Below are 24693 nucleotides of genomic sequence, written 5' to 3' on the forward strand. Positions count from 1 at the left end.
AATTTCTTTTAAAGATTTATAAACTATCTAAAGTAAAATTATGGTTAAATTGATGATATCCATTTTTTATGTAAGAAAGATGAAAATCTATTTTAAAATCACCAATTTATCGAGATTCTATTTGTTGTTCTGTTAAGAATTGATCAGTAGAATCACCATTTACATCAAGTTTACTGTCTTAAAAAGGATAGACAGGAGTCCACACAAAAAATTGGATTTTTCATAAAATAGAAGGATAGAAAAATATTCGCCCTGAAACTCAAAAAAAGAGGTGAAAAAAACATGTTTGAAAAATCAATTTGCGATTGTTGCGTCTGTCCGATGCAGTTTGTTTTAGAACAGTTCAGAGGAGAAGAAGTTGATATATTTTCTCTAGAATTAGGAGGGGATATTATTAATTTTAATATTCAAATTACTGAAGTCAAAAACTTTATTGTGTCGGGGATAGATAAATCTCCTGTTGGTTCAGATAATCCAATTCATATACCGATTTGCAATATATTTTTTGTTATTCCTCCAACGATTCCTGATGTAAAACCGATTCAAAAAAATACGAAAGGGGAATGTGTATGTTGTGAGGATCCCATTACCAATGTTGCTAATGCATTAAACGGTAAAGAAGTATCTATTTTAGAAGGGTTATTTATTATTGAAAAGGTAGGTGAAGGAATAGTGATTGGGCAGAATCCCAATGAAATAGTTGTTTTTTCCAGTTGTAAAATAAGTGGAATAGAAGAAATGACAAATGGTGCTTTATCTCTTCCAATTCCAAAGGAGATGTCTTTCAACATTGAAAAATCAATTTGCGATTGTTGCGTCTGTCCGATGCAGTTTGCCTTAGAACAGTTTAAAGGAGAAGAAGTTTTTATACTTTCAGAAACTTTAACTTCTACAATTCAAATTATAGAAGTAAATAACTTTATTGTGTCTGGAATAGTAGTGGGAGAACCAAGTCAAGGAAACCCCATTCATATTCCAATTTGCAATATCCTTTTTGTTTCGCCAATTTCAACCACAAGGATTCCAGATGTAAAACCGATTCAAAAAAATACAAAAGGGGAATGTGTATGTTGTGAGGATCCTATTACCAATGTTGCTAATGCATTAATAGGCAAAGAAGTATCTATTAGAATCGAATTAACTTTATCATCATTGATTATTGAATTTATTATTGAAAAGGTAGGTGAAGGAATAGTATTTGGAAATATAACCTCAATTGAACCACCTTTCGGCTCAACAATAATTTTATCCAGTTGTAAGATACCTGGAATAGAAGAAATGACAAATGAACCTTTGTCTCCTCCAAATTTAAAGGAGAGGTTTGTTAACTTTGAAAAATCAATTTGCGATTGTTGCGTCTGCCCAATGCAATTTGCTCTAGAACAATTTAGAGGAGAAGAAATTGTAATACGTTCAGAGTTTGGAGGTTTTAATATTCAAATTACGGAAGTCAAAAACTTTATTGTTTCCGGAATAGATAAATCTCCTGTTGGTTCAGGCAATCCAATTCATATACCCATTTGCAATATAGTTCAATTTTTGCCAATTTCGGAAAAAAAGATTCCAGATGTAAAACCGATTCAAAAAAATACAAAAGGGGAATGTGTATGTTGTGAGGATCCTACTACTAATGTCGCTAATGCATTAATAGGCAAAGAAGTAACTTTTTTTAATCTTACATTTATTATTGAGAAGGTAGGAGAAGGAATAGTGATTGGGCAAAATCCAGATTTAATATTTGTATTTTCCAGTTGTAAAATAAGTGGAATAGAAGAGATGAAATGGAACTCTTTTGTTTTCTCCACAGAGGTGACCGCACAAAAATCAAGTCGTTGGAACAATCTAAAACAGATGTCTGTCAAGGGTAATAAGATTTAACGAATTTGACTATTATTATTGATAAAGAACTTAAAAAATTAAACAGATTATTAAATTCATCTGCAGAGGAAAAATTGAAGTTCCAAATCAATATATGAATGAAAAATTTCCAGCTTTATAAATGAACACAAACTACAAGTTAATTGAGCATATAACTTGTAGTTTTTTTGAAACTAATACAATGGAAATCAATATTTCTCTATAATCTGTTCAGGATTATCCCACATTAATTGAATTCCGGATTGAATTCCTCCTTCAACGAACTAGGTATTTATATTCCTTGGTGTTGTTCCAACAACACCTACAGTAACCGGATCACTGAATTCTCCAACTAGTAATGTCGGAGGAGAAATATCATAGTACTCGTAAACCAACAATCGTACAGTATAGTCATGAGGTTGTATCATTTCAGAAGGATCAAGTTCATGTGTAAAAGATTTGTAAGCTGTTTGAGTCAAATATTTCCCATCTCTGTAGATTTGGTAGTTAAAAAATTGTCCTGCATAGTATTCATCCATAATCTCTGCATGATCCCAAGTTAATTGAATTCCGCCTTCAACGACCTGGGCATTTAAATTTTTGGCCGTTGTTCCAACAACATCTACAGTAACCGGATCACTGAATTCTCCAATTAGTAATGTTGGAGGAGAAGTATCATAGTACTCGTAAACAAACAGTCGTACAGTATAGTCATGAGGTTCAGCCATCTCAGAAGGATCAAGTTCATGTGTAAAAGATTTGTATGCTGTTTGAGTCACATATTTTCCATCTCGGTAGATTTGATAGTTAAAAAATTGTCCTGCAAAATACTGCTCCATAATATCTGCATGATCCCAAGTTAATTGAATTCCGCCTTCAACGATCTGTGCATTTAAATTTTTGGCTGTTGTTCCAAATTGCATTTTATCTTGAATAGCTAAAGCTAGCTCTAAGATATCATCCCAATTCAACATAGCATCATTTAAATATGCAATCAAAAAGAAAGAATCAATATCCATTTCGTCTCTAATAATTTCTAACAGCCTATCAAACTTTAAAGATAATGTACTCCATTGATTCTGTAACCCACTTAAACCACTATCTAAATAATAATACGCTCCATCAATCACATTCAGGATGTCCTCTAATTGATCACTAATTTGGTTTACATAAAATAACTCAATTCTTTTGTTTTGAATATCACTGTTTGGTGTTGGTTTGTCTTCATCCCCTATACTTCTTTCCCAGCTATTGATTTCACTTTCTAAACTAATTATCTTTTGACTAGCTTCGTTGTAATCCATTTGAAAATTCACTCTGTCTACATCACGTAGATTTATTTTAAAACTATTAATCGTGTTATCTACATTCTCAACATTAGCCTCTTCTTCCTCAATCCTTTCTTGTAATTCCATTAATAGTTGAATAAATTCATCTTTTGCTTGTTGTGAATTAAAAATCTCATCAGATAGATCCACTAAACGGTTGTAAGTTTCATTAAATTCCTCATTATATTGAATTAAATCATGAATGACTGGAAGAGCAAGTGGTTGAATATCATCTATCCAAGATATCGCACGATTTTGAGCGGTATTTAGATGTTGAGCAGCATTAGGCAAATATGACTGGGTCTCAGTACTAGAGCTTATCGTTGTCATTACATCCAAGTAATCTTGAAAAGTATACGAATCTTCTTCTAAATCAGCGATGTTAAAAACCTTTATCGAAGTTACCGTATCATTACCGATTAAATTATAAGCCAATCTAGGATCGTCGTTATCAAAGATTTCAGCAGTACCTGACCATTTATGTTCATATAGAATCACTACATAATCTCCTACAACTCTCAAGGAACTTAATAAATCACCAAAGCCATAATCTTTATCTAAATCGTAACTTCCTGAATCAAAGTGAAGAACTCTTCCTCCGTAACCTTCATGTTCGTATAGATAAACTCCTTCTTGTGCATTAGAGGGTAGTTCTGGTAGTTTGGTTACAGTGATCGTAGATACTTTATCATTACCTACACTATTATTTGTTAAATTAGAGTCGTTGTTATAAAAGGTTTCAATTTTGTTTTGGTTAAAAATGGATTCTCCAGAATCCCAGTCATCTTGATAAAGGGTCACACTATAATCTCCGATAATTTTTACAGAACTTAATTTATCATCAAAACCATAATCTTCATCTAGATTGTACCTTCCAGCACCAAAATGAAGCTCTCTTCCTCCGTAATCTGAATTTTCGTAGAGATATACTCCTTCTTCTCCAGCAGCAGGGAGTTTAGTAACAATGATCGTGGATACTTTATCATTGCCTACTCTATTATCTCCTAACCAACTATCGTTACTATAAAAGGTTTCATCCGTATCTGACCAATCATCTTGATATAGGGTCACACTATAATCTCCGGTGATTTTTAACGAGCTTAGTTTATCATCAAAACCATAATCTTCATCTAAATTGTATCTTCCAGCACCAAAATGAAGAACTCTTCCCCCATAATTTGAATCTTCGTAAAGATAAACACCTTCTTCTCCAGCTTTTGGCAGTTCGTTTACAATAATCGTGGATACTTTATCATTACCTACTCTATTATTTGTTAAACTAGCATCGTTACTATAAAATGTCTCATCTGTATCTGACCAGTCATCTTGATAAAGAGTCACACTATAATTTCCAACAATTTTTAACGAACTTAATTTATCATCAAAACCAAAATCTTCATCTAAATTGTACCTCCCAGGACCAAAATGAAGAACTCTTCCTCCATAGTTTGCATGTTCATAAAGATAAACTCCTTCTCCTCCACCAGGCACTTCAAAAACAGTAATCGTTGATACTTTATCATTACCTACTTTATTATTTGTTAAAGTAGAGTCGTTGCTATAAAATGTTTCTGATGTATCTGACCAATCATCTTGATAAAGGGTCATTCCAAAATTACCTACGACTCTTAACGAACTTAATCTATCATCAAATCCATAATCTTCATCTAAATTGTACCTCCCAGGACCAAAATAAAGCTCTCTTCCACCGTAATTTGAATGTTCATAAAGGTAAATCCCTTGTTCCTGAGCGTTTACTTTCAAAGCACCTTCTGGTAGAAGCAAAGTGAAAACCATTGCAAACATTAAAAATTGGCATAATTTAAATAAAACTCTTTTCTTCATGTTCATTTTTTATTTTCTCCTTATGTTAATAGATTTGATTTGTTCATTACTGTATAACCGTATTTTCTAAATCTGAAAAAACATCTTTAAGATCATCATCTTTAATTTTAATATCCGCTTGATCAATTTTATCTTGTAAAGCTGTAACAATATCTTCTGGTTTCACTTTAGAAAGCTTTAGTTCATCTTCTATTTCATTCCTCATTTCATCAAAAGACTTCATCGCTTGTCGATCTGTAATTTTTATAATGAAATACTCCTCTCCTTCTTTTATAGGAGAACTTACCTCTTCTATATCAAGTGAAGAAAGATTTTTTTCTAAATCAGTTCCTAATTCAAGGGCATGCCATCCGATATTTCCACCTTTAGTTGCCGAATCAGCATCTGTAGAATACTCCTTTGCTAATTCTTCAAAACTAGCACCTTCATCTAGTTTTTGTTCCATTTCCTTCACTGTCTCTTCATCTTTCACCACTATTTGACTTAACTTAACCTCAGGGACAAGATTGTCATAGTGCTCCCTAATCTCATTTTCTTTAACTTCTATATTTTCTAATACAGCCTTTTGCTGTAGTATTTGTATTCTTAACATCTCCTTGATCTGTTCATCAGTATGTAAACCCAATTGTTTCAACACTAGTAAATAAGATAATCCTAGTTGTTCTTTTAAATCATCAAGGGCTTTCTCTATTTCTTGTTGCGTGACTGTATAATCTTGCGAGAGAATTTTATCGTATAGCACATCGGATAATATTTTTTCCCCATAATGCTCTTTCATGAGGTCATACATTTCTGATTTGGTTACATTTCCAAATTTCGTCTCCGCTATCACTTCTGAATCATCTGAACTTGTGTTTGTACAAGAACTTAAAAGTAGTACACTCAAGAATAATAATAGAATTAATTTTCTCATTTTTTATATCTCCTTTAGACTTTTATGTATATTGTGATAAAAAGTTAAATCACTATTTGATATTACATATCGCTGTTTATATGATTCAATCCGCAGTCCTTAACTCGTTTATGGTACGATTCAGATTTTCAGATAGCGTTATCTTTTCAACTTCACCATAAGGAGTGTATGTGATATAGATGTTGCCCAAGCTTACGCTATCATTTGAATAGATCCAAGGAATTTCATCTATTGCTTTCATCCTTTCCTTTTCACTATCAAAAACATAGATAATGATTTCACTTTTTTCACCGTCAATTCGATATTTATACGATTCCCCAATAGAGAGTTCTAGTTTTTCTTTAAATTTTAAAGGGACATCATTTTCTTCTAGTGCTGACATCATTTCAAAAATGTTAATGGGATCATTCGTTGAACATGCACTTAATAGAAACAGACTGAAGACGACAATAATTAAATTTTTCATATAGGAATACATCACAGCTGGTGCAGTATACCTTAATTCATAATCAAATGATTAAAGAATGCACCTTCCCCCTTATTCATATTTGTATAACATCGATGATCACTTAACTTGTAAATCTAGCCAAACCTCTTGAAACAATCATTTATCATGATCGATCAAGAAGGTTTGACTAACATGGTTTTTCTTTTTTATCTTAGTTTAGGTCTTCAATTGTAAAATCATATTCTAACTGCAGACCACGTGCGAACTCGTTAAGTTGATTTGCTTCTGTTTCTAAAATATCTATTTGATATGGTAAAAAGAAACTATTTTCCCAATCAAGTTCCAACTTATTTTTAAGATTTTCTATTTTTGTTCCCATAATAACCCATTGGCTTTTTAATCCTTCAGTAGCTTCAAATGCCAGTTGAGTATTGCTTCGTAGGATATCTGTGTCATCCATAATGTGTGCTAAAACCCCATATTCAAATTCTGTTTGGTTTAAATCTTCAGTTTTAGCGGCGATTTCTCTCAATATGTCTTCCCTTTTTTCTGCTAAAGCTATCAAAACTCCTGTTTGAGCCCAAAATGCAACAAAACCTGTAAACATCATCACTCCACCAACTAAAGGAAATGCAGTAGAGACAGCAGCTCCTATTAGACCTAAAACTATTGCTCCGCCTGCTCCAAAGGCAAGACCAGTAATTTGTTTATTTAAACTTTCAAGTTCCAAATTTAAAGTATCTAATTCACTTCTTAATACTGCTAATTGACCATCTTCCCCCTCTACTGCATTTTTAATAGTATTAAAATCTGTAGCTAGATTTGCTACGATATCTGCAAGTTCATCTCTGTAAGAGTTTAATTGTTCTTCTAATTCACCTACAACCATCTGATAGCCTTCTGCCTCAGCTTGTAAAAGACTGAGTCCAAGTATAAAATTATCTTTATCGTTATTTTCATAGGCTTGTCTCAACGGAGCAGCAAAAGCAGCCTGCGTGTTAGTCCAACTAATAATATCTTGATTTACTTGTAACATTTGGGGTTTTATCTCATCTAGCCATGTTGTTGCAGCCCCATTAATATCATTGAGGTGAGTTTCTAAGGGCTGAACTAAATTTACATTCCGAGAAATTTCTTCAATTTTATCAAACACGATTCTCGTTTGTGTTGTAGCAGTCATAGCATAGGCCTCTGTTATAGCAAACGCCGTGGACGCCTCCTCTAAACCATCAAATAATCCCTCAAGGCTTATGACTTCCTCTGAAGATATTTCTTCATTAGCATACACCTTAAAACTAGGACTAATCATACTAAAACCTAATGTGATAGTTAATACAATACAAAGCACCTTAGTTATATACTTATTCATAAACAACATTCTCCTCTCAAGTTACTAAAATATTGGATACATATTTAAATCATTTTTTAATCTATTTGTTCGTATAGTTCTTCATCTAGATCTAACTCTAATAAAGGCAATTGACTAAAGGATTGAATAATCTCTGCCTGATCTGAAACTTGATTCATAGAATCTCTAAGTTCTGTAAATAAATTTACCAAGAAGTTGTTATCAATAGATGCAGAAAATTGAATCTGAAAAATTGTATTTTCTAACTCATCCTTAATTAAATTTAAGGTGTTATTTACATTTTCAATGGGGATATCATCTACTCTGTTTGCAAACTGATCCATTGAAATTTCATTGATATTCATAATAGACACATCAAGATTGATCTCAGCAATTTCCCTTGATATTTCTGCAATATCATGATTTATATTATGTAATCTTTTACTCTGCGTTATTAAAATTGCTGTTGATCCTGATAAGGCAAACACTGATCCTACTAAACCTACTATCAACCAAGTAGTTGGTCCTGTTGCTATTGTTATTGCACCAATTGCTGCAATTAACCCAAGAGTAGAACCTGTGAATCCAATACTAGAACCTACTATAAATGCGACTATTTGTTCTCTTTCTCCTTTTAATTCATCAAGTTCAGTTTTTAACTCTTCTAACCTACTTTCTTCGTTTGTAAGATCATCTCTTGCTAAAGAAATTGCAACAGAAAACTCCTCATGTTCTCTATTAATAGTAGAGTTTAAATTTCCTGTATCTAATAGATTATTATCTGTCTGACCTTGTATGAGTTCCACTTGATCAAGTATATAGGTTAATCCTACAATAAGTTGATTCTTACTTTCGGGGTCATTATTAACGTTTTGGGATAACTCCACAAGTGGTTCATAAAATGAATTTACTACATTGTTGAAAGATATAATATTCTGAATGAATTGAGCATTTTGTGTTTTAATATCATCCAACCATAATCTAGCATTGTCTTTAAAAGAATCTTGGAAGACTGTTAATTCCTCATAATTCTCAATAGATAGTTCCGGTTGAGTTAATAGTTCAAGGGCACTTTGATTAATTAGTAGTTGTTGTTGTCCCAGTTCCTGTAAATCGGTTTGTAAATTTTGAATAGATTGAATTAAATTGCTTTGAACATTGACTAGATTATCAGATGCTTGAGCATCATTTGGGATAAAGAAAATATTAGCGATCATAATGGAAATCAAACCTGTAATTAAAATTCGCTTTGTTCTCATCTCACTACCTCCAATTATCTAGAGACTCCTTATCACTTCACCATTTATTGATTTAACTATCCATTTCTTTTATTCTTTACGCCTAACAAAAGATAGATAGTTGCCAATGTCCTACTTTAATATAATGATTTGGCATCAGTATCGATAAAGCTAATGATGAAAGTGTAAGCGATTACAATTAATGTTTTTAAAAACTTTATTATTTCTCATTTCTTATGTTTTATTGCTAGTAGAAATAAATCTGATCATGATACCCCCTCCCTCAAAGGTATTTGTTTTTCTTTATGGGTACTTCTCTCCTTTCCCATTGTTTTTTATTCTTCATGTTTTGTTAGATATCACCCCCTCTCAAAAAGATAGATAGTTAACATTTTTTATTTTGAAAAGCTTTTCAAACTAATGATATTAGTTTAATAGATTAGGATTAATTTATTAATTGCATTAGTTTGTGATCAGTAAGTATCTTTAAGTTAATAGTTTATTATTACTTTTAAACATACACACCCTTTTATGGGGTATTTTTACAAGATAATCATAAAACCTATCCAAAATAGATAGTTGAATCTATCATTAATTATTATACATCATCCTGAAATTTCATACAATAGAAAAATAAAATATTTTTTCCAAAATAAGGTCTAAATAACAGAGCCACATCAGAAGCACCTGCTACATAACCAAGTTTACTTAGTTAATGTTCCCATGTTATTTTATCCCTATTATACTATTTTTTTAAAATAATAACTAAAAAATATTAATAATAAGTGACTAATTCCTTAAATAAGTATTAAATTGAGAGGAAAACTATTCCACGCTGCTTTTGATCTTCCAACCGTCGATATGGAAACCACCCATTTTTTCTAAAACATAATCAGTTAAATTCTTGAAACTTTCCATCATGAGTTCTATGGAATTCTCCTCAACAGCTTGAATAAACAGTTGACTAAATTGACTATCAGGAAATGGGTTAGTTAAGTATTTTTTATGGTATATCGGATTTGTTAAAAATGTATAAAGTTGATAGTAAGGTATTTGTTGATAACCAAGAAAGCTGCTATAGTCATTGAATAAATGACTTAATGCATTGTTGTAAACTAGTTGAAAATCAGGTCTGTGTTGTTCAAAACAATCTAAGAGGTTGTCATAGGAATCCCAAATAGAGTATTTTTTTACCTCTATAAGAGTTTCATCATATCTCTCATATATTTTATTTTTCCATCTAGCTGCTTCTGTTTTTAAATGTTCTACTATGCCTGTGTGATCAAATAGAACATTCCCAGTTAAAAATTGAACCATAGACATCGTTCTCTTATTATTAAAGTCTTCTTCAAAATATTTTATAATTTGTTTTGGAGGATTTGCAAAGTATTCTATGACAAATCCATCAACAACCTTATTTCCTCTTTCTCTCCATTCAACTTTATCATCTAATAATATATGAATATCTATATCTGAACGGGGAGATGGATTGCCTGTAACATAACTGCCACATACCATTACTGCAGTCACTTCAGGACGTTGTTTCCATTCAATTAAAAAAGAATTTAAAGCCGTTTCCCATTTTTCCATTTAATTGCTCTCCAATCGTACATCATCTTGTAAGTTGTTTAAACTGCATATTCAACTTTAACCGAAGTTATTTCGCTACTTTAGCACGTACAACATGATGATAATTAATTACTTTCAATCCTTTAGAAGTTGCGTTTTGATTAAATATTTTTGTTACACCCTTTAGACATTGTTGCCAAACATATTGTTTCAATTTATCGTTTTGACCAAAGCACTTTTTTTGAAGCACATCTTCTGGTCTTGAAAGGTATTCAACTTCTTCTATCACTCGAAGTTCAAAGTCCGTTAAATCATAACTCTCATTTAAATTATATTTATGCTCAAATTTCTCAATATCATAAGGATCTAGTAGCAACGGAGCATACAGCCCTTGGAACAAATCTCTTAATCCACCATCTGTACCACTATGAAAAAGTCCGAGGATTACTCCACCTGGTTTCAATAACCGACTGGCTTCTTCATATAACCAAGGTCCCTTTTTCGTATAGATCAAGTCAAAATCATTGTCTTGAAAAGGCAGTTTCTTATTTGCATCAACCAATTCAAACTGTATCGCTTTATCCTTGTTTGAACCCTTTGCAGTTCTTATAAAATTTGGTTCTATATCAATACCCACAATGTCTTTGGTTTTTGTAACAAACTGATGGGTAAACTCACCATGTCCACATCCTACATCTAATATTTTTGAGGTATCGTTTAATTGTTCAGATATAAGGTCTGCAAAAATTGTCTCTGCTGTGGGTTCATCAAATTCAGATTTCCAAGGATATTTATATTTCTCAACATTTCGATTTAACCCTGCATACCAATCTGGACTATGTGCAGGTATCCATTCTGGATGTTTTGATGGATCTGGAAATAGCAACTTTTTATTTTCTATCATATATACCCACCTCTATCTTTTTATCTGATATAACTAGACACTAAACACTTGTAAAATTGAGTTTTTATATCCTTTAGCTAAATCTAACACTTCTAAATCCTTTTTAGAAAACCAGCTATATTCTATATGTTCATCACTTAGTTGTATATTCAAATCATCTTGAACTTTACAATGATAGGTTACTATAAAAACATGTTTATCTTTTATGACCTCAAAATTATAAGCATCAACGATTTTTTCAACTTTACAATTTAACCCTAGCTCCTCGTTTATTTCTCTTATTACCGCTTCTTCCGGTACTTCCCCGAGTTCCATTCTTCCACCAGGTAGCTCCCAAACATTTCTTTCATTTTTCACGAGCAGTACTTTATCTTCATTTATAATAATACCCTTACATGATACCGGTGCTTTATAAGAGGTTGTAATCTCTCTTTTACAAATTTCAATAAAATGACGATAGTTTGGACTTAATTTTTTTGGAAGCTGATCAAGTGGAAAAAACTGCAAACCCATCGTTTCAACACCATCACTTCTCAAAGTACCAGTAAAGTTTCTAGTTAAATAAACGGCAGTCGTTGAGTAAAACTCATCTCCATTTTTTAATTTAAGGTAATAACTTTTCCCTGAAAATATATTTAAAAATTTCAACTGAGTAATAGTCAGCCCTGTTTCTTCATATGCCTCACGTATTGCTGTTTCCTCAAGTGTGATTCACCAAGTTCATCTAATCCTCCAGGAAGCCCCCAATATCCATTACTACGTTGTTGTAATAAAATATGGTTGTCGTTATTAATGATAAAAGTGGCAGCTCCAGTTAAAATGAGTGGTTTATTTCCGATCTCTTTTCTTAGTTCGCTTACGTAGTTCAATCTTAGCTCCTCCATCACATGTTGTTTTTATTTAAACCAATTCTTAATGTCTTCTATTGTTTCATGAGGCCGATCCCAGTGAACCATATGTGTCGTATCTCTATACGCTTTTGTAGTTACTTTTACTTTCTGTTCAAATGTTTTAACCATTACCTTCCTTATATCAAAATAATGATCAGGAAGGTCAACATATATAAGTAATATATCACTTTTAAGTTGAGAGAATTTCAATGTTTGTTGTGAATGGTACTGAAATTTAATAACACCTCTTGCGGTATCACCCGTTGCATGAAAATGAATTTTACTACCTTCTTCCCTCATCAAATCATATATAGCCACTTCCCTCAATTGTGACGTTCTTCTATGGTTTGCTTTTTCAGCCTCTAAAAAACTAGATTTGTCATCAAAAATAAATTCGTCAAAATCTTTTTCATACCATGTGATCATTTCCTCTAACGAACACATTGGCTTGTATCCTATTTTTTTTGACTTCACTAACTCTGTAAAATATACATACTCCATTTCAAAATCGTGATACCCCCCATCTAAAAGCAACATTTTATCCACTTTTTCCGGGTATTCAGCAGCATAATGCAATGCTACACTTGCTCCCCAAGAGTGGGCTAAAATATGAAAGGAATCATTTCCAATCCTCTCTATTACATCTATGACCCAATTTACTAAATAATCCGCTCCATATTCTTCATCAGTTTTAAACGCACTTGACTTTCCATGTCCAGGCAAATCAAATGATAATATATGATATTTATGTTTTAACGATTCAGCTATCTCTATAAAACTTAAACTAGTACCTCCTAAACCGTGAAAGCAGATGATTTGTGGATTATTTTTATCTCCCCACTCATGAATTCTAGCTATATTTCCTCCAAATTGGATATAGGACTGTTTCACTTTATGTCACTCCTATTTATGCTACTTTTATAAAATACTTTAAATCTAATAACGTAAAATTTTAATATATTTAGTTATCAATTAATCTTTCATATACTCCTGGTGAAGAGTTTTCAATAGTAATTGCATTCACTGTTTTTTCATAAAACCCAGCAGCTTCAGCAACGGATCCAATAATTGCATAACCGTAACCTTCTTCTCTCATAGACAATAAACATTTTAGTAAAAGTACTTTTCCAACCCCTAATCCTCTATACCTTTTAGAAACACCTGTTGGTCCAAAATAACCTTTTGCAGTCACATCATAACAAGCGAAACCTATAACTTGTTTATCCTTCACTGCTATAAAACAGGAGACTGGATGATTAGAAAAAGCGACATCACATTCACCCGCCCACTGTTCATAAAACTCATTTTTTGCATAATTAATTATGGTATATTTATCAGGAACCAATGCTCTTTTTATGGAAATGCCTTCATTTTTTAATTCATCAAGATTAATTATTTCATCTGAAAGGTCATACAGTTTAACTAACATATCAAACATGAATTAAATCCTCCTTTATGAACATTTTCTGATAATTGCACTTTAAAAATTCAAACTAGAAACATAGACATGCTTTATACTTAAAAATCTAACCAATCCTCAAAAAAGATAGTATCCTCCATTTGGAAATAGGATTGTGAAAACCTTACAAATTCTTCAGTACTTACTTGTTTATAAGCATAGGTATCATAATAAGCTTTTAAAAATATAGTTGCATTATCCTTCATTCCATTTTCCTTCAGCAGCTCCCATATTTTTATAGGAGCAAGACCATAAAATAATCCAAAAATTCTATAATTCATATTTTCAAAAACAGTCACATTGGCAGGCTCTGAAATTCCTTCTTGCAATATATAGTTTAGATGACGATTAGGAAAATCAAATGAGTCTTGTTCGGAATAGTTCCAGTAATCAAAAAAATAGTACGATGTTGCAAAAGTTGTAAAACCCTCATCTAACCAGCTTTCATCAAATGGATCATTACTAATCATGCCATAAAACCATTGATGAGCAATTTCATGAACAAGTGAGTCTAAGGATGAAATCGTTACAATTCCAGGGTATTCCATGCTCGGTAAGTTTTCTCCCAAGATAATATCGAATTGTTTATGAGGATACTTGCCTACTTCATTGTGAAAATAAGAAATTGCATCTTTAGCAGTTTCCATGACTTCATCTACATCTTGAGATTGTTCTTCAAATGAAGTTACTCTAACTTCTATATCCTGTATATCATCCGTCTGTATATACATATCACTCTTTAGTATAGCAACAAACATTTCTTTTACATTGTAAGCATTAAATTCTCCCGTTGTTAAGTTTGATGGTGGGTCATTTTCTGAAGAACTTAAAATTGTGAATCCTTGTGGAATGTCATAAGAAACATGAAAATCAGAGAAGTTCGTATGATAGGATTCAGGAACTGGAAAATAATCATTTTTATCCCACCCTAAAGCATAATTTGCCAACATTGGATACCACTGAGCTAAATGATAGTTTCCTTCATCTTGTTTAAAACGCATTCCATACTTTGGAACATGAAATTCATAAGATATACTGACTATTTTCTTCTCTTTAGGTATCATGGGTTCTTTTAATTCCACTTTTAAAGTATCATAATCTAATACATAATCTACAAGTTGATTGTTTATATAAATATTGTTTATTTTAGCATCAGCACTAGCATCGATACTATATTCGTAAACTTGTAACAATTCCTGATGTTTTTCATTTCCTGCTGTAAACACATTTGGAATGAAATAAAAAACAATTTCAGACCAATCATCTGTTGATAAATTTTCAACCTGTATTTCTGCTTCCACAAAAAACTTTCCATCTTCATTCATTTCAAAGGAAAGGTCATAACTCCCTTTGCTTCCAACAGGAACAGGATTTGGTTTGAAATCTTTAAAAGAAACCAGTGAATTAGTGACTACACTTTGATCTTGTTCGGATATAAATTGTTTGGTTTCATCTTGTTCAGTTGGATTGTTTTTAGTATCTGAAACACGTTCTTCATTTGTTTGATTATTTGGTAGATTTGTAGATTCGTTAGTAATGAAAAATATGACTCCCAAAAAAATCATAAAAACCAGAATCAGAACGATGAGTTTTAAAGAACTATGTTGGTTTTCGTTAGTTCCCATTGTTAACTCTCCCTTTCCAAATCAATTCAAACAATTTACTTTCTTACGTGCATATTATTCTTCTTTTGTTTTAATTGGTTTCTGATGCCTTTATAGGCTAAAGGTTCATCTTTATATCTTGGTATAACGTGGAGATGTGCATATCATAGTTTACATTATATATTCATTTCATTTAATACAATATTCATTTTCCAGAATTGACATTATGATCAATGATTCATAGTTACCTTCATATAAAAAACATTCTCTCAACAGACCTTCTTCTTTGAATCCCAATGATTTATACAAATGAAACGCACGATGATTGTGTTCCTTTACATCTAACCAAAGTCGATGTGCTTTTAGTTTTTCAAATGCTAGTTTTTTTACTAGGTTTACAGTTTCTTTCCCGTACCCTTTACCTTTTTCTGCAATAACAAGTCTTCTAAATTCAATATTATGATCTTGGTTTTTGTGACCTGAAATAATTACATATCCAACAAGTTCTTGATTCAACACATTCTCAACTATTAGATGTAATCTTTCTTGATTAGACATTATGTTTAAATGATCACTTTTTTTCCAAGCTCTTATGTATGGAGAGTTTTCTTTATGATGTTCAGTATCTATAACAAAGTCCAAATCTTTCTCTTCTGTATTCCTCAAAATGATTCTATCTGTTTTTTCATATATTTGATTCATAAAACTATTCTCCTTTAGCCTATAACTGGATGAGCTCATTTGTTTATTTACTTTCTTACCAAGCTCTGTTATATTGAACAGGACTTTCGATTTCAATACGCAATTGCTTAGCGGCTGTTCTAGCCCAATAAGGATCTCTTAATAATTCTCGACCTATAAAAATAAGATCTGCTCTTTCATTCTTAAGAATTTCCTCAGCTTGTAATCCATTCACTATCAAACCTACTGCACCGGTAGCAATGTTTCCTTCATTTCGAATTTGATCAGCAAACTTCACCTGATAACCAGGATAAGCATCAATGGAAGCAGGGACAACGCCTCCTGAACTGCAATCAATTAAGTCTATTCCCTGCTCTTTCATTCTTTTAGCATAATAAATGAAATCATTGGGTGTATTGCCACCTGATGCATAATCATTAGCAGATATACGTACAAAAAGCGGTCCTTCCCATTCTTCTTTCACAGCTTCTATCACTTCGGATAAAAAACGATATCGATTTTGAGCATTACCCCCATATTCATCTGTTCTATGATTCGTTAACGGCGATAAAAACTCACTTACTAAATACCCGTGAGCACCATGGATTTCTATGACATCAAATCCTGCGATCTTGGCTCTTCGAGCACCATCTTTAAAGGCTTGAATCGTTTCATTTATTTGTTTAATGGACATTTCTTTAGGAGTTCTCATTTCATCGTTAAAAGGGATAGCCGAGGGTGCAAAAATGTTGCCCTCTACTTCTGCTTTACGACCTGCGTGAGCTAATTGTATTCCAATCTTACTGCCATGTTGATGAGCCATTTCAGTTAATTGTTTTAAACCTTCAAATTGTTCATCATTCCATATTCCCAGATCATACGGCGAGATCCGCCCTTGAGGATCTACAGCTGTAGCTTCTACAAAAATTAAACCAACCTGCCCTACCGCTCTACTTGTATAGTGAGTAAGATGCCAATCCATCACTTTTCCATCTTCTTTAACACAAGAATACATACACATGGGTGACATTACGATACGATTTTTTAAAGTTATATTTTTAAATGTGTAATTAGAAAATAATTTCTTTGCCATGTTTCACAACTCCTATATTTGATTTTCATTAATTGAATTCTAATCATAATTAGATATTATCTCAATATTTTACCATTTTCTATAACCTACTTCATCTTTTGATTTTCACAATCATGAATATATTTTCATAACATAACCTTATATAAATTAAATTGACATAATGTCATTGACATAATATCATTTAATGGAAGTCATTAATTATCAGTTGTATTAGGAGGGATTTATACTATGAGTACTTATCATCCTGAACCTTATAAAATAAAAATGGTGGAGCCGATTCACCTTATTCCTAAAGAGGAACGAAAAAGAAAAATTGAACAAGCAGGTTATAATCCATTTTTACTAAAAGGTGAAGATGTATATATTGACCTTTTAACAGACAGTGGAACAGGAGCAATGAGTGATCGTCAATGGGCTGGTTTGATGATGGGGGATGAATCCTACGCAGGTAGCAGGAACTTTTACCATCTCGAACAAACTGTGCAAGAACTTACGGGTTATCAATATGTCATTCCTACTCATCAAGGACGGGGAGCAGAACAAGTCCTTTTTCCACAATTAATTCAAAATCAAGGTCAAGCGGTATTAGGCAATATGCACTTTGATACCACAAAAGCTCATATCGAATTAAACCAGGCAAAAGCAATTAATCTGGTAATTGATGAAGCATATGATACTTCCAATGATCATCCATTCAAAGGTAATTTTGATATCAACAAATTAAATTCCTATATTAAAGCTCAAGGAAAAGAAAATATCGCCTTTATTTTAATTACCGTTACTTGTAACAGTGCAGGCGGGCAACCCGTTTCAATGCAAAATATAAAAGAAGTATCCCAGATTGGTAAATCAAATCATATTCCTGTTTTTTTTGATGCAGCTCGCTTTGCAGAGAATGCCTACTTTATTAAAAAAAGAGAAGATGGATATGAAAATAAATCTATACGTAATATTATTCTTGAAATGTTCTCCTATGGAGATGGTTTAACCATGAGTGCGAAGAAGGATGGCCTAGTGAACATTGGCGGGATTCTTGCTATTCGTAACCATAAAGAATTATTTGAGCAGTGTCGTTCATATATTGTCCCTATGGAAGGATTCCCTACCTATGGAGGTTTAGCTGGAAGAGATATGGAAGCTTTGGCAATCGGATTACAGGAAGTAGTGGAGTTAGATTATTTGGAACACCGCATACGTCAAGTTCAATTATTAGGTGATTTATTAAAAAATGATGGAATCCCTGTTCAAGAACCGATAGGTGGTCATGCTGTATTTATTGATGCTCAAAAATTTTTGCCACACATTTCAAAAACTCAATTCCCTGCTCACGCACTTGCTGTTGCATTATATCTAGAAAGTGGGATTCGAGGTGTTGAAATTGGGTCATTGTTATTTGGTAGAGATATTAAAACAGGAGAGGATGGTTTATCTCCATTAGAATTGTTAAGATTAACGATTCCAAGAAGAGTATACACAGATAATCACATTCGTTACATTGCAGATGGAATTAAAGCTTTGTATAAAAAAAGAACTGAAGTTCAGGGAGTTAGTTTTACTTTCGAGCCAAAAATCTTAAGACATTTCACATCACGATTTTCACTTGCAGACAATCCATCTGTACTAAAGGATAAAGAAACCCCAGTTATACAGTCTGAAGTATAAAAAAAATAGAAAGTTTATAAAAATATTAGAGTAGAGTTTCATTTGGAATTCTGCTCTTTTTAATGCATCTAAAAGTATAAATATCTCACTTCATAGTTCAATAAATATATAAACTGTGTTATCCTTTTCATTAATATGTCTTATATATCACTTTAAAGGATTGAAACGAAATGGAAACTAAAAAAATATCCAAAAGAAAAATGCAATCTGTTCAAACTAGAGAAAAATTATTACATGCAGGACAGGACATATTTATTGAATTTGGCTTTCAAAAAACGACCATATCGCAAATCATTAAGAAAGCTGAAACAGGATATGGAACAGCTTATGTATATTTTAAAAATAAGGATGATATTTTAATAGAACTAATGGAAGATGTAATGGAAAGATTTTATGAAATTGCCAATCGAACTTATGAGCCAATATCAAAAGAAGAAGCCTTTGCATTAATTGAATCACAAAGTATATTATTTTTAGATATGGCTAACAAGGAAAAACTGATGATGCAGGTCATTGAAGAAGCAATTCGCTTTTCAGATAACGTAAGATCGAAATGGACGGATATTCGTGAACAGTTTATAAACCGTATTGGAGAGGACATCGCCTACGCTCAAAAAAACCAACTTGCTAGAAGTGATGTCGATTGTACAATCGTTGCCCGTGCTTGGTTTCACGCTAATGAAATGTATTTATGGGAAATTGTAACTGACCATAAAACCCCACCAATTAAAGAAATCGTGCATAACATTGCTTCCATTTATACTGAAGGACTGTACAAGTGATAATACTCAAATTTATTGAAAATGTAAAAGAAAGGGATCGAAAAGTTTATGTACCTCTTTTTGATTCCCCTATATATTTAAGTTTACAAATCATACTTTTCTTTAATGATTTGACTTACCTCTTCAGCACTTAAATCCGTATTGTTAATTCGAATATAATTTTTTCTTGTAATTTCACCTTCGATAGAATTTAATCTGTGCTTCTCCAGCGTAACTCTTAAATTATGCTCAGACTGTTCAATATTTCTTTTAGTTGGTTTTTGTTCTAATCTATGTGGTGTCGTATTTCGAACAAGTCGTTCTTCAATTTCTGCTTCTAACTCAACAAAATAGATCTCTCCTCCGTTTGATTCGAAGATAGAACAAACATAGTTGACAAAATCCCAGTCTGATTGTGAATCAAACGCCCAAACATACGTAAATATCATTCCATAGTGATCACTTTTTGTAAATTCTATAAACATTTCATTTCTGAACAGGTTTACTAATTTTCGAAAGGATTCCGTCCCAAAGTCAAAAAACGGTTGAACAAGATCAATCGTCATATGGTTATGAAACAACTTAAGATCTGTTATTTTTTCTAATTCATGTCCTATGGTCATTTTCCCCACAGCTTGAGGACCAAATAGCAATACTAGTTTCATGTATTCCACCTCTTGAGTATATTCGTTTCTCTAGTTTCTGTCCCTTAAATAGTTAATTTACAAATATGAATTCACGTTTTAATCTTCAAATGATATTTATTGGTAGGTTTCACCTTCCATCATACATCTCATCCTTTATAATCACTATTAGTTCGTTTAATTTCTTTACTGTTTTTACAGGTATCACATTCAATGATTCATCCCATTTTTGATTTTTATCAACCCAGATCGTTTTCATACCAACCTGAGAAGCACCTAATATATCATTTTTAGGATGATCTCCAACAAAGATTGCTTCATGTGGTTTTAATTCTAATCGTGCCAACGCCAATTGGAAAATTTGCTGACTTGGTTTTTTAACTCCTGCCTCCTCAGACACGACAATGGCATCAAAATAATCTCTAATTTTCAAAAGATCAATCTTTCCATATTGAATTTGATTTCTTCCATTTGTCACTAAACCTAGTTTATAGTTATTTTGTTTACAAAACTCTAACAATTCAATGGTATGCTCCATTAATATTGCACATTGAACATAGTTAATAAAATAAAATTCCATCAATTCATCAAGCTCTGGTTTAACTTCCCAAGTAAATGTTTCACGTAATTGGTTAAAAGTTTCTTCTTTTTTTGTGTATCCATAATTATCGATCTTTTTTATAATTTCAATATATTGATTCTTTTTTGAAGGAGGCAATGAATTAAAATATTGCTCCATAAATAATTCTAAAAATTTACCGAATGATTCACTTCTATCTAGCAACGTATCATCAAGATCAAAAATAATCCCCTTATGCAAACTTCATTCTCCCCCTCATATGTTATGTAGTTTCATTAACCTAAAGCTACGTCTAAAATCATCATTACAACAAAACCAACCATAAGTCCTAGTGTTGCAAGATCAGTACTTCCAGAGGATTGAGATTCAGGTATAAGCTCTTCAACCACTACAAAAATCATTGCGCCAGCCGCAAATGCAAGTGCATATGGAAGAATAGGTTGGATAAGTAAAACAGCTCCTGCTCCAATCACTGCAGCCAATGGTTCTACAATCGCAGATAGTTGTCCATAATGGAAAGCTCTCGTTCTAGACATCCCTTCTCCACGTAAAGGAACAGATAATGCTGCACCTTCTGGCATGTTTTGAATACCAATACCAATGGCAAGACCTACGGCACCTATTAATGATGCTTCTCCTAACCCTAGAGAAGCTGCTCCAAACGCAACTCCAATGGCTAATCCTTCAGGAATGTTATGTAAAGTAATCGCTAAAAACAACAGTGTTGATTTTTGGAACTGCGTTTCAGGTCCCTCAGCTTTTTCATGTTTTTCATTTAAATGAAGATGTGGTACTACAAAGTCTAACAACCGAATAAATAAACCGCCAAGTAAAAAACCTATTGCTGGAGCTAACCAAGGAATCTGTCCATTCTGTTCACTAAACTCAATTGAAGGCGCTAATAATGACCAAAACGAAGCAGCAATCATCACGCCAGCCGCAAATCCTAACATCATATTTAATACATGTTTATCTATTCTTTTAAAGAAAAATACAGTTGCAGCACCTAATGCGGTTAGCCCCCATGTAAAAAGCCCACCTATTAGTGCCTGCACTGTAGGATTTAATTCACTGAACCATACAAACATGAAATGAACATCCTTTCACCCTGCATTTTAATGATTAATATACTATTGTTAACTAATTAGATGGATTATAACAGATTCAACTTGTATTGGACAGTAAAAAGTATCACAGAGGTTCGCTTTTATATTTCATGTTGTGCTTTAATGTTTTGTTTAAAAATAAAGGTAAGAGTGATATAGAGGAATGTATATGAAACACGTAGTTTAGTAAGTAAGACTACAATTTGATCTTAAAATAAAGTAAAAAACTAATCTAAAAAGTCTAGTTTCCTTGTTCAAAGTATTTACTATATATCTCTAAATTCCGTTTCTTTAACCCATTGATTGTGCTCTTCACTGCTCTTTTTACTGTCGGTCTTGAATCACTTGTTAGTACTTTAAATAATTCAATCGAATCTTCAATATATTTCATTCCTTCTGCGGAAGAAAATATTTTAGCTATATTCCACCTTACAATTTCATCGTCTATTTTTATCCAATCGTTCATTCTCTCCATTACTTGATTCGGATAGTATTTTAACAAACCGTCACCAATGGCAAATGCACCTAGGTTCTTTTTCACATAAGGATTTTGATCGCTTAGAAGTGGTTCTATCAAATCAATAAGTTGATTAGCCATCTCCTGATTCTTTAATTTACTTACATATTTAACTGCAACAGTGACAGCTCTTCTAACATTAGGTGATTCATTATTTGTCCACTCATAGAAGATTTGATAATATTCATGAAAGTGATTGACTAAGATAATGGAACAAGCACTAGCCACCCATTCTCTAACTTCCCAATGATCACTCTCAGCTAATCTGAGTAGTGTATTATTTACTTCTTTTGGATTTATTTCAAATTGCTCCGCTATTAATATTGAACCCAATTCTTCACCTGTAATATCATTTGAGTTTGCTAATAACATACCAAAGTCATATATGGACTCTTTAGTTACTAATAATTTTTTAATCATTTTTAAAGTCTTGTTTTTCACAACTTGTTTAGGTGTCTCAGCATGATTAGTAGCTTGTGATTTGAGATTGTTTAGCATGCACTGTACATCTTTACTAAGAATGGATTGTTCAAGCTCCACCTATAATCACTTCCTCAACTTCATTCTCTATTTTCTTTCAAATTTAATATATAATACCATTCAAAAATTTATTTCTTCTGGATTTAAATCTACTTGCTATTTTCCCATCCAAAACTATCAAACCACATTTGTTTATGATTTTTTTCAATGGCTTTTCTAATACAAGGAATCATGTTATCAGGCAACTTGTCCAATTTAAACCACTTAAGTTCTTCACATTTATCTGGTTCTGCATTCACTATCTCACCCTGCCATAAGTCAACTTTAACGTAAAAATCTATCCATTCATTTTTTATATTATTCCGATGCATCACTCCGACTACATGAACCTCAGTTGAATCAATAATAACCCCTGCTTCTTCATTGGCTTCTCTAATTGCAGCTGAAACAACTTCCTCTTTACCATCTATTTTCCCTGCAACTGTACCCCACTTACCATCTTCAAAACCTGTATTCTGCCTTTTTAAAAGTAAGACTTCATTTTCATTTTGATAAAACAATACATGTACAGAACCGTAAAATATTGGCTGGTTCATGTTGTCACCTTCATCCTATCATTTTTTTGCCAATGATCTTTGCACACTTTTATATATAATAAAACCTATCAATGCTCCAATTGTGTTTAATATAATATCATCAACGTCAAAACTACCTCTTTTCAACACTAACTGTAAAAATTCCAAACATGTAATACCTAAGATAAAAGTAAAAATAAATTTAATAACATTAAGTCTAAGTACATAAGGTCCAAATATTCCAAAAGGAATAAATACTCCTATATTACCTACTATATTAATAATCCAGATTTTAGGATCGAAATGATCATAATAATAAAAATATTGCTTTATCGTACTGAAAGGCGTTAAGTTGTAGCTAAAACCATTATTAATTTGAGTTCTTCCAAACCCTACAAACATCCAGTAAATTAAAATGAACAAATAATATATCATTAATATAGCTATGATTCCTCGTAGTAAAGTTTTCACCTGTGCATCTCCTATATGAAAGTAGAATTTTTTGTGATCATTCCAGACCTTATAATCATAACATTTCAAAACCTAATAAAGAGTGATTCCTTACTTACTAATTTGTCCTTTTTTTGATCTCAATCTTATAAAAATAGATATTGCTACCAATATTGTTGTAACCAAAAACGTTATTCCTATGGAAACAAAAACACTTAAAATGCTACCTAAGAAATTATGAACAACTGTCAATTTAATCACATTATGCGGTAAATTTTCTGTGCTGGTAATAATTCTAAAACTGCCACTACTCTCTATTGTAAAATCATACAATGAACTGGCTTCAACATCATTTAAACTGTATGTTGAATTTTGCTGAGGTCTTAACTTCACTTCATTCCGTGTTTCCAAATCTATTACGGATACTTTAATCTTATCTATAACATAATTGTATTTATGTGTACTTTTCATCTCAAAAAAACCAATATCTATTTGATTAATTTCATATTCATAAAAAATAGTATAATCACCGGGTTGTTCTAGCTCCACTTCATTTTCGCCCGGAACGATTACAGTGGGAAAACTGTCTATTTTAAACAAATAACTAACGTTCAAAACAGTGATTACAATGCCCAAGATAAGTACAATGATAGCAGCAATAATTCCAATGTACCATGGTATTTTCATAGATGTCTCCTTTTTATAAATCCAATAATATTAATTTGTTGTTTCTTCTCGATC

23 protein-coding genes and 1 pseudogene are annotated in these 24693 nt (G+C 32.2%); 3 read left to right on the plus strand and 21 right to left on the minus strand.

Going from position 1 to position 24693, the window contains the following annotated elements; all coding sequences use genetic code 11:
* The first annotated feature begins 282 nt into the window (after nt 1–282).
* Nucleotides 283–1878: a hypothetical protein gene (locus EPK97_RS03950; RefSeq protein WP_162035275.1), complete on the plus strand. Its 1596-nt coding sequence runs from the start codon at nt 283–285 to the stop codon at nt 1876–1878.
* 263 nt (nt 1879–2141) lie between these two features.
* Here the strand turns inward: EPK97_RS03950 and EPK97_RS03955 are convergent, their stop codons facing one another.
* From EPK97_RS03955 to namA, 14 genes and pseudogenes are all read right to left on the minus strand, one after another.
* Nucleotides 2142–5036 carry an HBL/NHE enterotoxin family protein gene (locus tag EPK97_RS03955; protein WP_162035276.1) on the minus strand — a complete coding sequence of 965 codons (2895 nt, stop codon included), beginning with the start codon at nt 5034–5036 and terminating at the stop codon, nt 2142–2144.
* Between the two features lie 40 nt (nt 5037–5076).
* Nucleotides 5077–5943, minus strand: a complete 867-nt coding sequence (locus EPK97_RS03960; RefSeq protein WP_162035277.1) for a peptidylprolyl isomerase — start codon at nt 5941–5943, stop codon at nt 5077–5079.
* A gap of 85 nt (nt 5944–6028) precedes the next feature.
* On the minus strand, nt 6029–6409 hold the full coding sequence (locus EPK97_RS03965) for a hypothetical protein (protein ID WP_162035278.1): 381 nt from the start codon (nt 6407–6409) through the stop codon (nt 6029–6031).
* 193 nt (nt 6410–6602) lie between these two features.
* Nucleotides 6603–7760, minus strand: coding sequence for an HBL/NHE enterotoxin family protein (locus tag EPK97_RS03970; protein ID WP_162035279.1), 1158 nt, complete (start codon nt 7758–7760; stop codon nt 6603–6605).
* 56 nt (nt 7761–7816) lie between these two features.
* Complete coding sequence (locus tag EPK97_RS03975; protein ID WP_162035280.1) at nt 7817–8998, minus strand: HBL/NHE enterotoxin family protein; 1182 nt, start codon at nt 8996–8998, stop codon at nt 7817–7819.
* An 804-nt stretch (nt 8999–9802) separates the two neighbouring features.
* Nucleotides 9803–10567: a nucleotidyltransferase domain-containing protein gene (locus EPK97_RS03980; RefSeq protein ID WP_162035281.1), complete on the minus strand. Its 765-nt coding sequence runs from the start codon at nt 10565–10567 to the stop codon at nt 9803–9805.
* Between the two features lie 67 nt (nt 10568–10634).
* Complete coding sequence (locus EPK97_RS03985) at nt 10635–11450, minus strand: class I SAM-dependent methyltransferase (RefSeq protein ID WP_162035282.1); 816 nt, start codon at nt 11448–11450, stop codon at nt 10635–10637.
* Nucleotides 11451–11483: 33 nt separating this feature from the next.
* Entirely contained in the window at nt 11484–11897 is a 414-nt protein-coding gene (locus EPK97_RS22330; protein ID WP_420826773.1) for an NUDIX hydrolase, read from the minus strand.
* Nucleotides 11895–12319 (minus strand): annotated as a pseudogene (locus tag EPK97_RS22515) (NUDIX hydrolase); the annotation flags it as partial. The gene EPK97_RS22330 and the pseudogene EPK97_RS22515, both read right to left, overlap by 3 nt.
* Nucleotides 12320–12346: 27 nt before the next feature.
* On the minus strand, nt 12347–13231 hold the full coding sequence (locus EPK97_RS03995; RefSeq protein ID WP_162035283.1) for an alpha/beta fold hydrolase: 885 nt from the start codon (nt 13229–13231) through the stop codon (nt 12347–12349).
* A 70-nt stretch (nt 13232–13301) separates the two neighbouring features.
* Complete coding sequence (locus EPK97_RS04000; RefSeq protein ID WP_162035284.1) at nt 13302–13778, minus strand: GNAT family N-acetyltransferase; 477 nt, start codon at nt 13776–13778, stop codon at nt 13302–13304.
* Nucleotides 13779–13858: 80 nt separating this feature from the next.
* On the minus strand, nt 13859–15424 hold the full coding sequence (locus tag EPK97_RS04005) for a M1 family metallopeptidase (RefSeq protein ID WP_162035285.1): 1566 nt from the start codon (nt 15422–15424) through the stop codon (nt 13859–13861).
* Between the two features lie 168 nt (nt 15425–15592).
* Nucleotides 15593–16105: a GNAT family N-acetyltransferase gene (locus EPK97_RS04010; RefSeq protein ID WP_162035286.1), complete on the minus strand. Its 513-nt coding sequence runs from the start codon at nt 16103–16105 to the stop codon at nt 15593–15595.
* Nucleotides 16106–16160: 55 nt separating this feature from the next.
* Nucleotides 16161–17177, minus strand: a complete 1017-nt coding sequence (gene namA / locus EPK97_RS04015; protein WP_162035287.1) for an NADPH dehydrogenase NamA — start codon at nt 17175–17177, stop codon at nt 16161–16163.
* A gap of 228 nt (nt 17178–17405) precedes the next feature.
* Here namA and EPK97_RS04020 point away from each other — a divergent pair, with 228 nt between their 5' ends.
* The gene (locus EPK97_RS04020) at nt 17406–18839 is read left to right on the plus strand and encodes a tryptophanase (protein WP_162035288.1); all 1434 of its coding nucleotides are present in this window, start codon (nt 17406–17408) and stop codon (nt 18837–18839) included.
* Nucleotides 18840–19009: 170 nt separating this feature from the next.
* A complete protein-coding gene (locus EPK97_RS04025) occupies nt 19010–19621 on the plus strand; it encodes a TetR/AcrR family transcriptional regulator (protein WP_162035289.1) in 612 nt (203 codons plus the stop codon).
* Between the two features lie 83 nt (nt 19622–19704).
* On the opposite strand, the gene EPK97_RS04030 is transcribed toward EPK97_RS04025, so the two are convergent.
* From EPK97_RS04030 to EPK97_RS04060, 7 genes are all read right to left on the minus strand, one after another.
* Complete coding sequence (locus EPK97_RS04030; protein WP_162035290.1) at nt 19705–20265, minus strand: AAA family ATPase; 561 nt, start codon at nt 20263–20265, stop codon at nt 19705–19707.
* 109 nt (nt 20266–20374) lie between these two features.
* Nucleotides 20375–21064 carry an HAD family hydrolase gene (locus EPK97_RS04035; RefSeq protein ID WP_162035291.1) on the minus strand — a complete coding sequence of 230 codons (690 nt, stop codon included), beginning with the start codon at nt 21062–21064 and terminating at the stop codon, nt 20375–20377.
* A gap of 35 nt (nt 21065–21099) precedes the next feature.
* Nucleotides 21100–21912: a ZIP family metal transporter gene (locus EPK97_RS04040; protein WP_162035292.1), complete on the minus strand. Its 813-nt coding sequence runs from the start codon at nt 21910–21912 to the stop codon at nt 21100–21102.
* Nucleotides 21913–22171: 259 nt separating this feature from the next.
* Nucleotides 22172–22987: a DNA alkylation repair protein gene (locus tag EPK97_RS04045; protein ID WP_162035293.1), complete on the minus strand. Its 816-nt coding sequence runs from the start codon at nt 22985–22987 to the stop codon at nt 22172–22174.
* A gap of 89 nt (nt 22988–23076) precedes the next feature.
* Entirely contained in the window at nt 23077–23523 is a 447-nt protein-coding gene (locus tag EPK97_RS04050; RefSeq protein ID WP_162035294.1) for an NUDIX hydrolase, read from the minus strand.
* 18 nt (nt 23524–23541) lie between these two features.
* A complete protein-coding gene (locus EPK97_RS04055; protein WP_338075647.1) occupies nt 23542–23973 on the minus strand; it encodes a VanZ family protein in 432 nt (143 codons plus the stop codon).
* A gap of 90 nt (nt 23974–24063) precedes the next feature.
* Nucleotides 24064–24639 (minus strand): hypothetical protein, encoded by a 576-nt coding sequence (locus EPK97_RS04060; protein ID WP_162035295.1) that lies wholly within the window; start codon nt 24637–24639, stop codon nt 24064–24066.
* Nucleotides 24640–24693 lie beyond the last annotated feature (54 nt).

The sequence above is a fragment of the Chengkuizengella sediminis genome (genome assembly GCF_010078385.1).
GTDB classification, from domain to species: Bacteria; Bacillota; Bacilli; order Paenibacillales; family KCTC-33759; genus Chengkuizengella; species Chengkuizengella sediminis.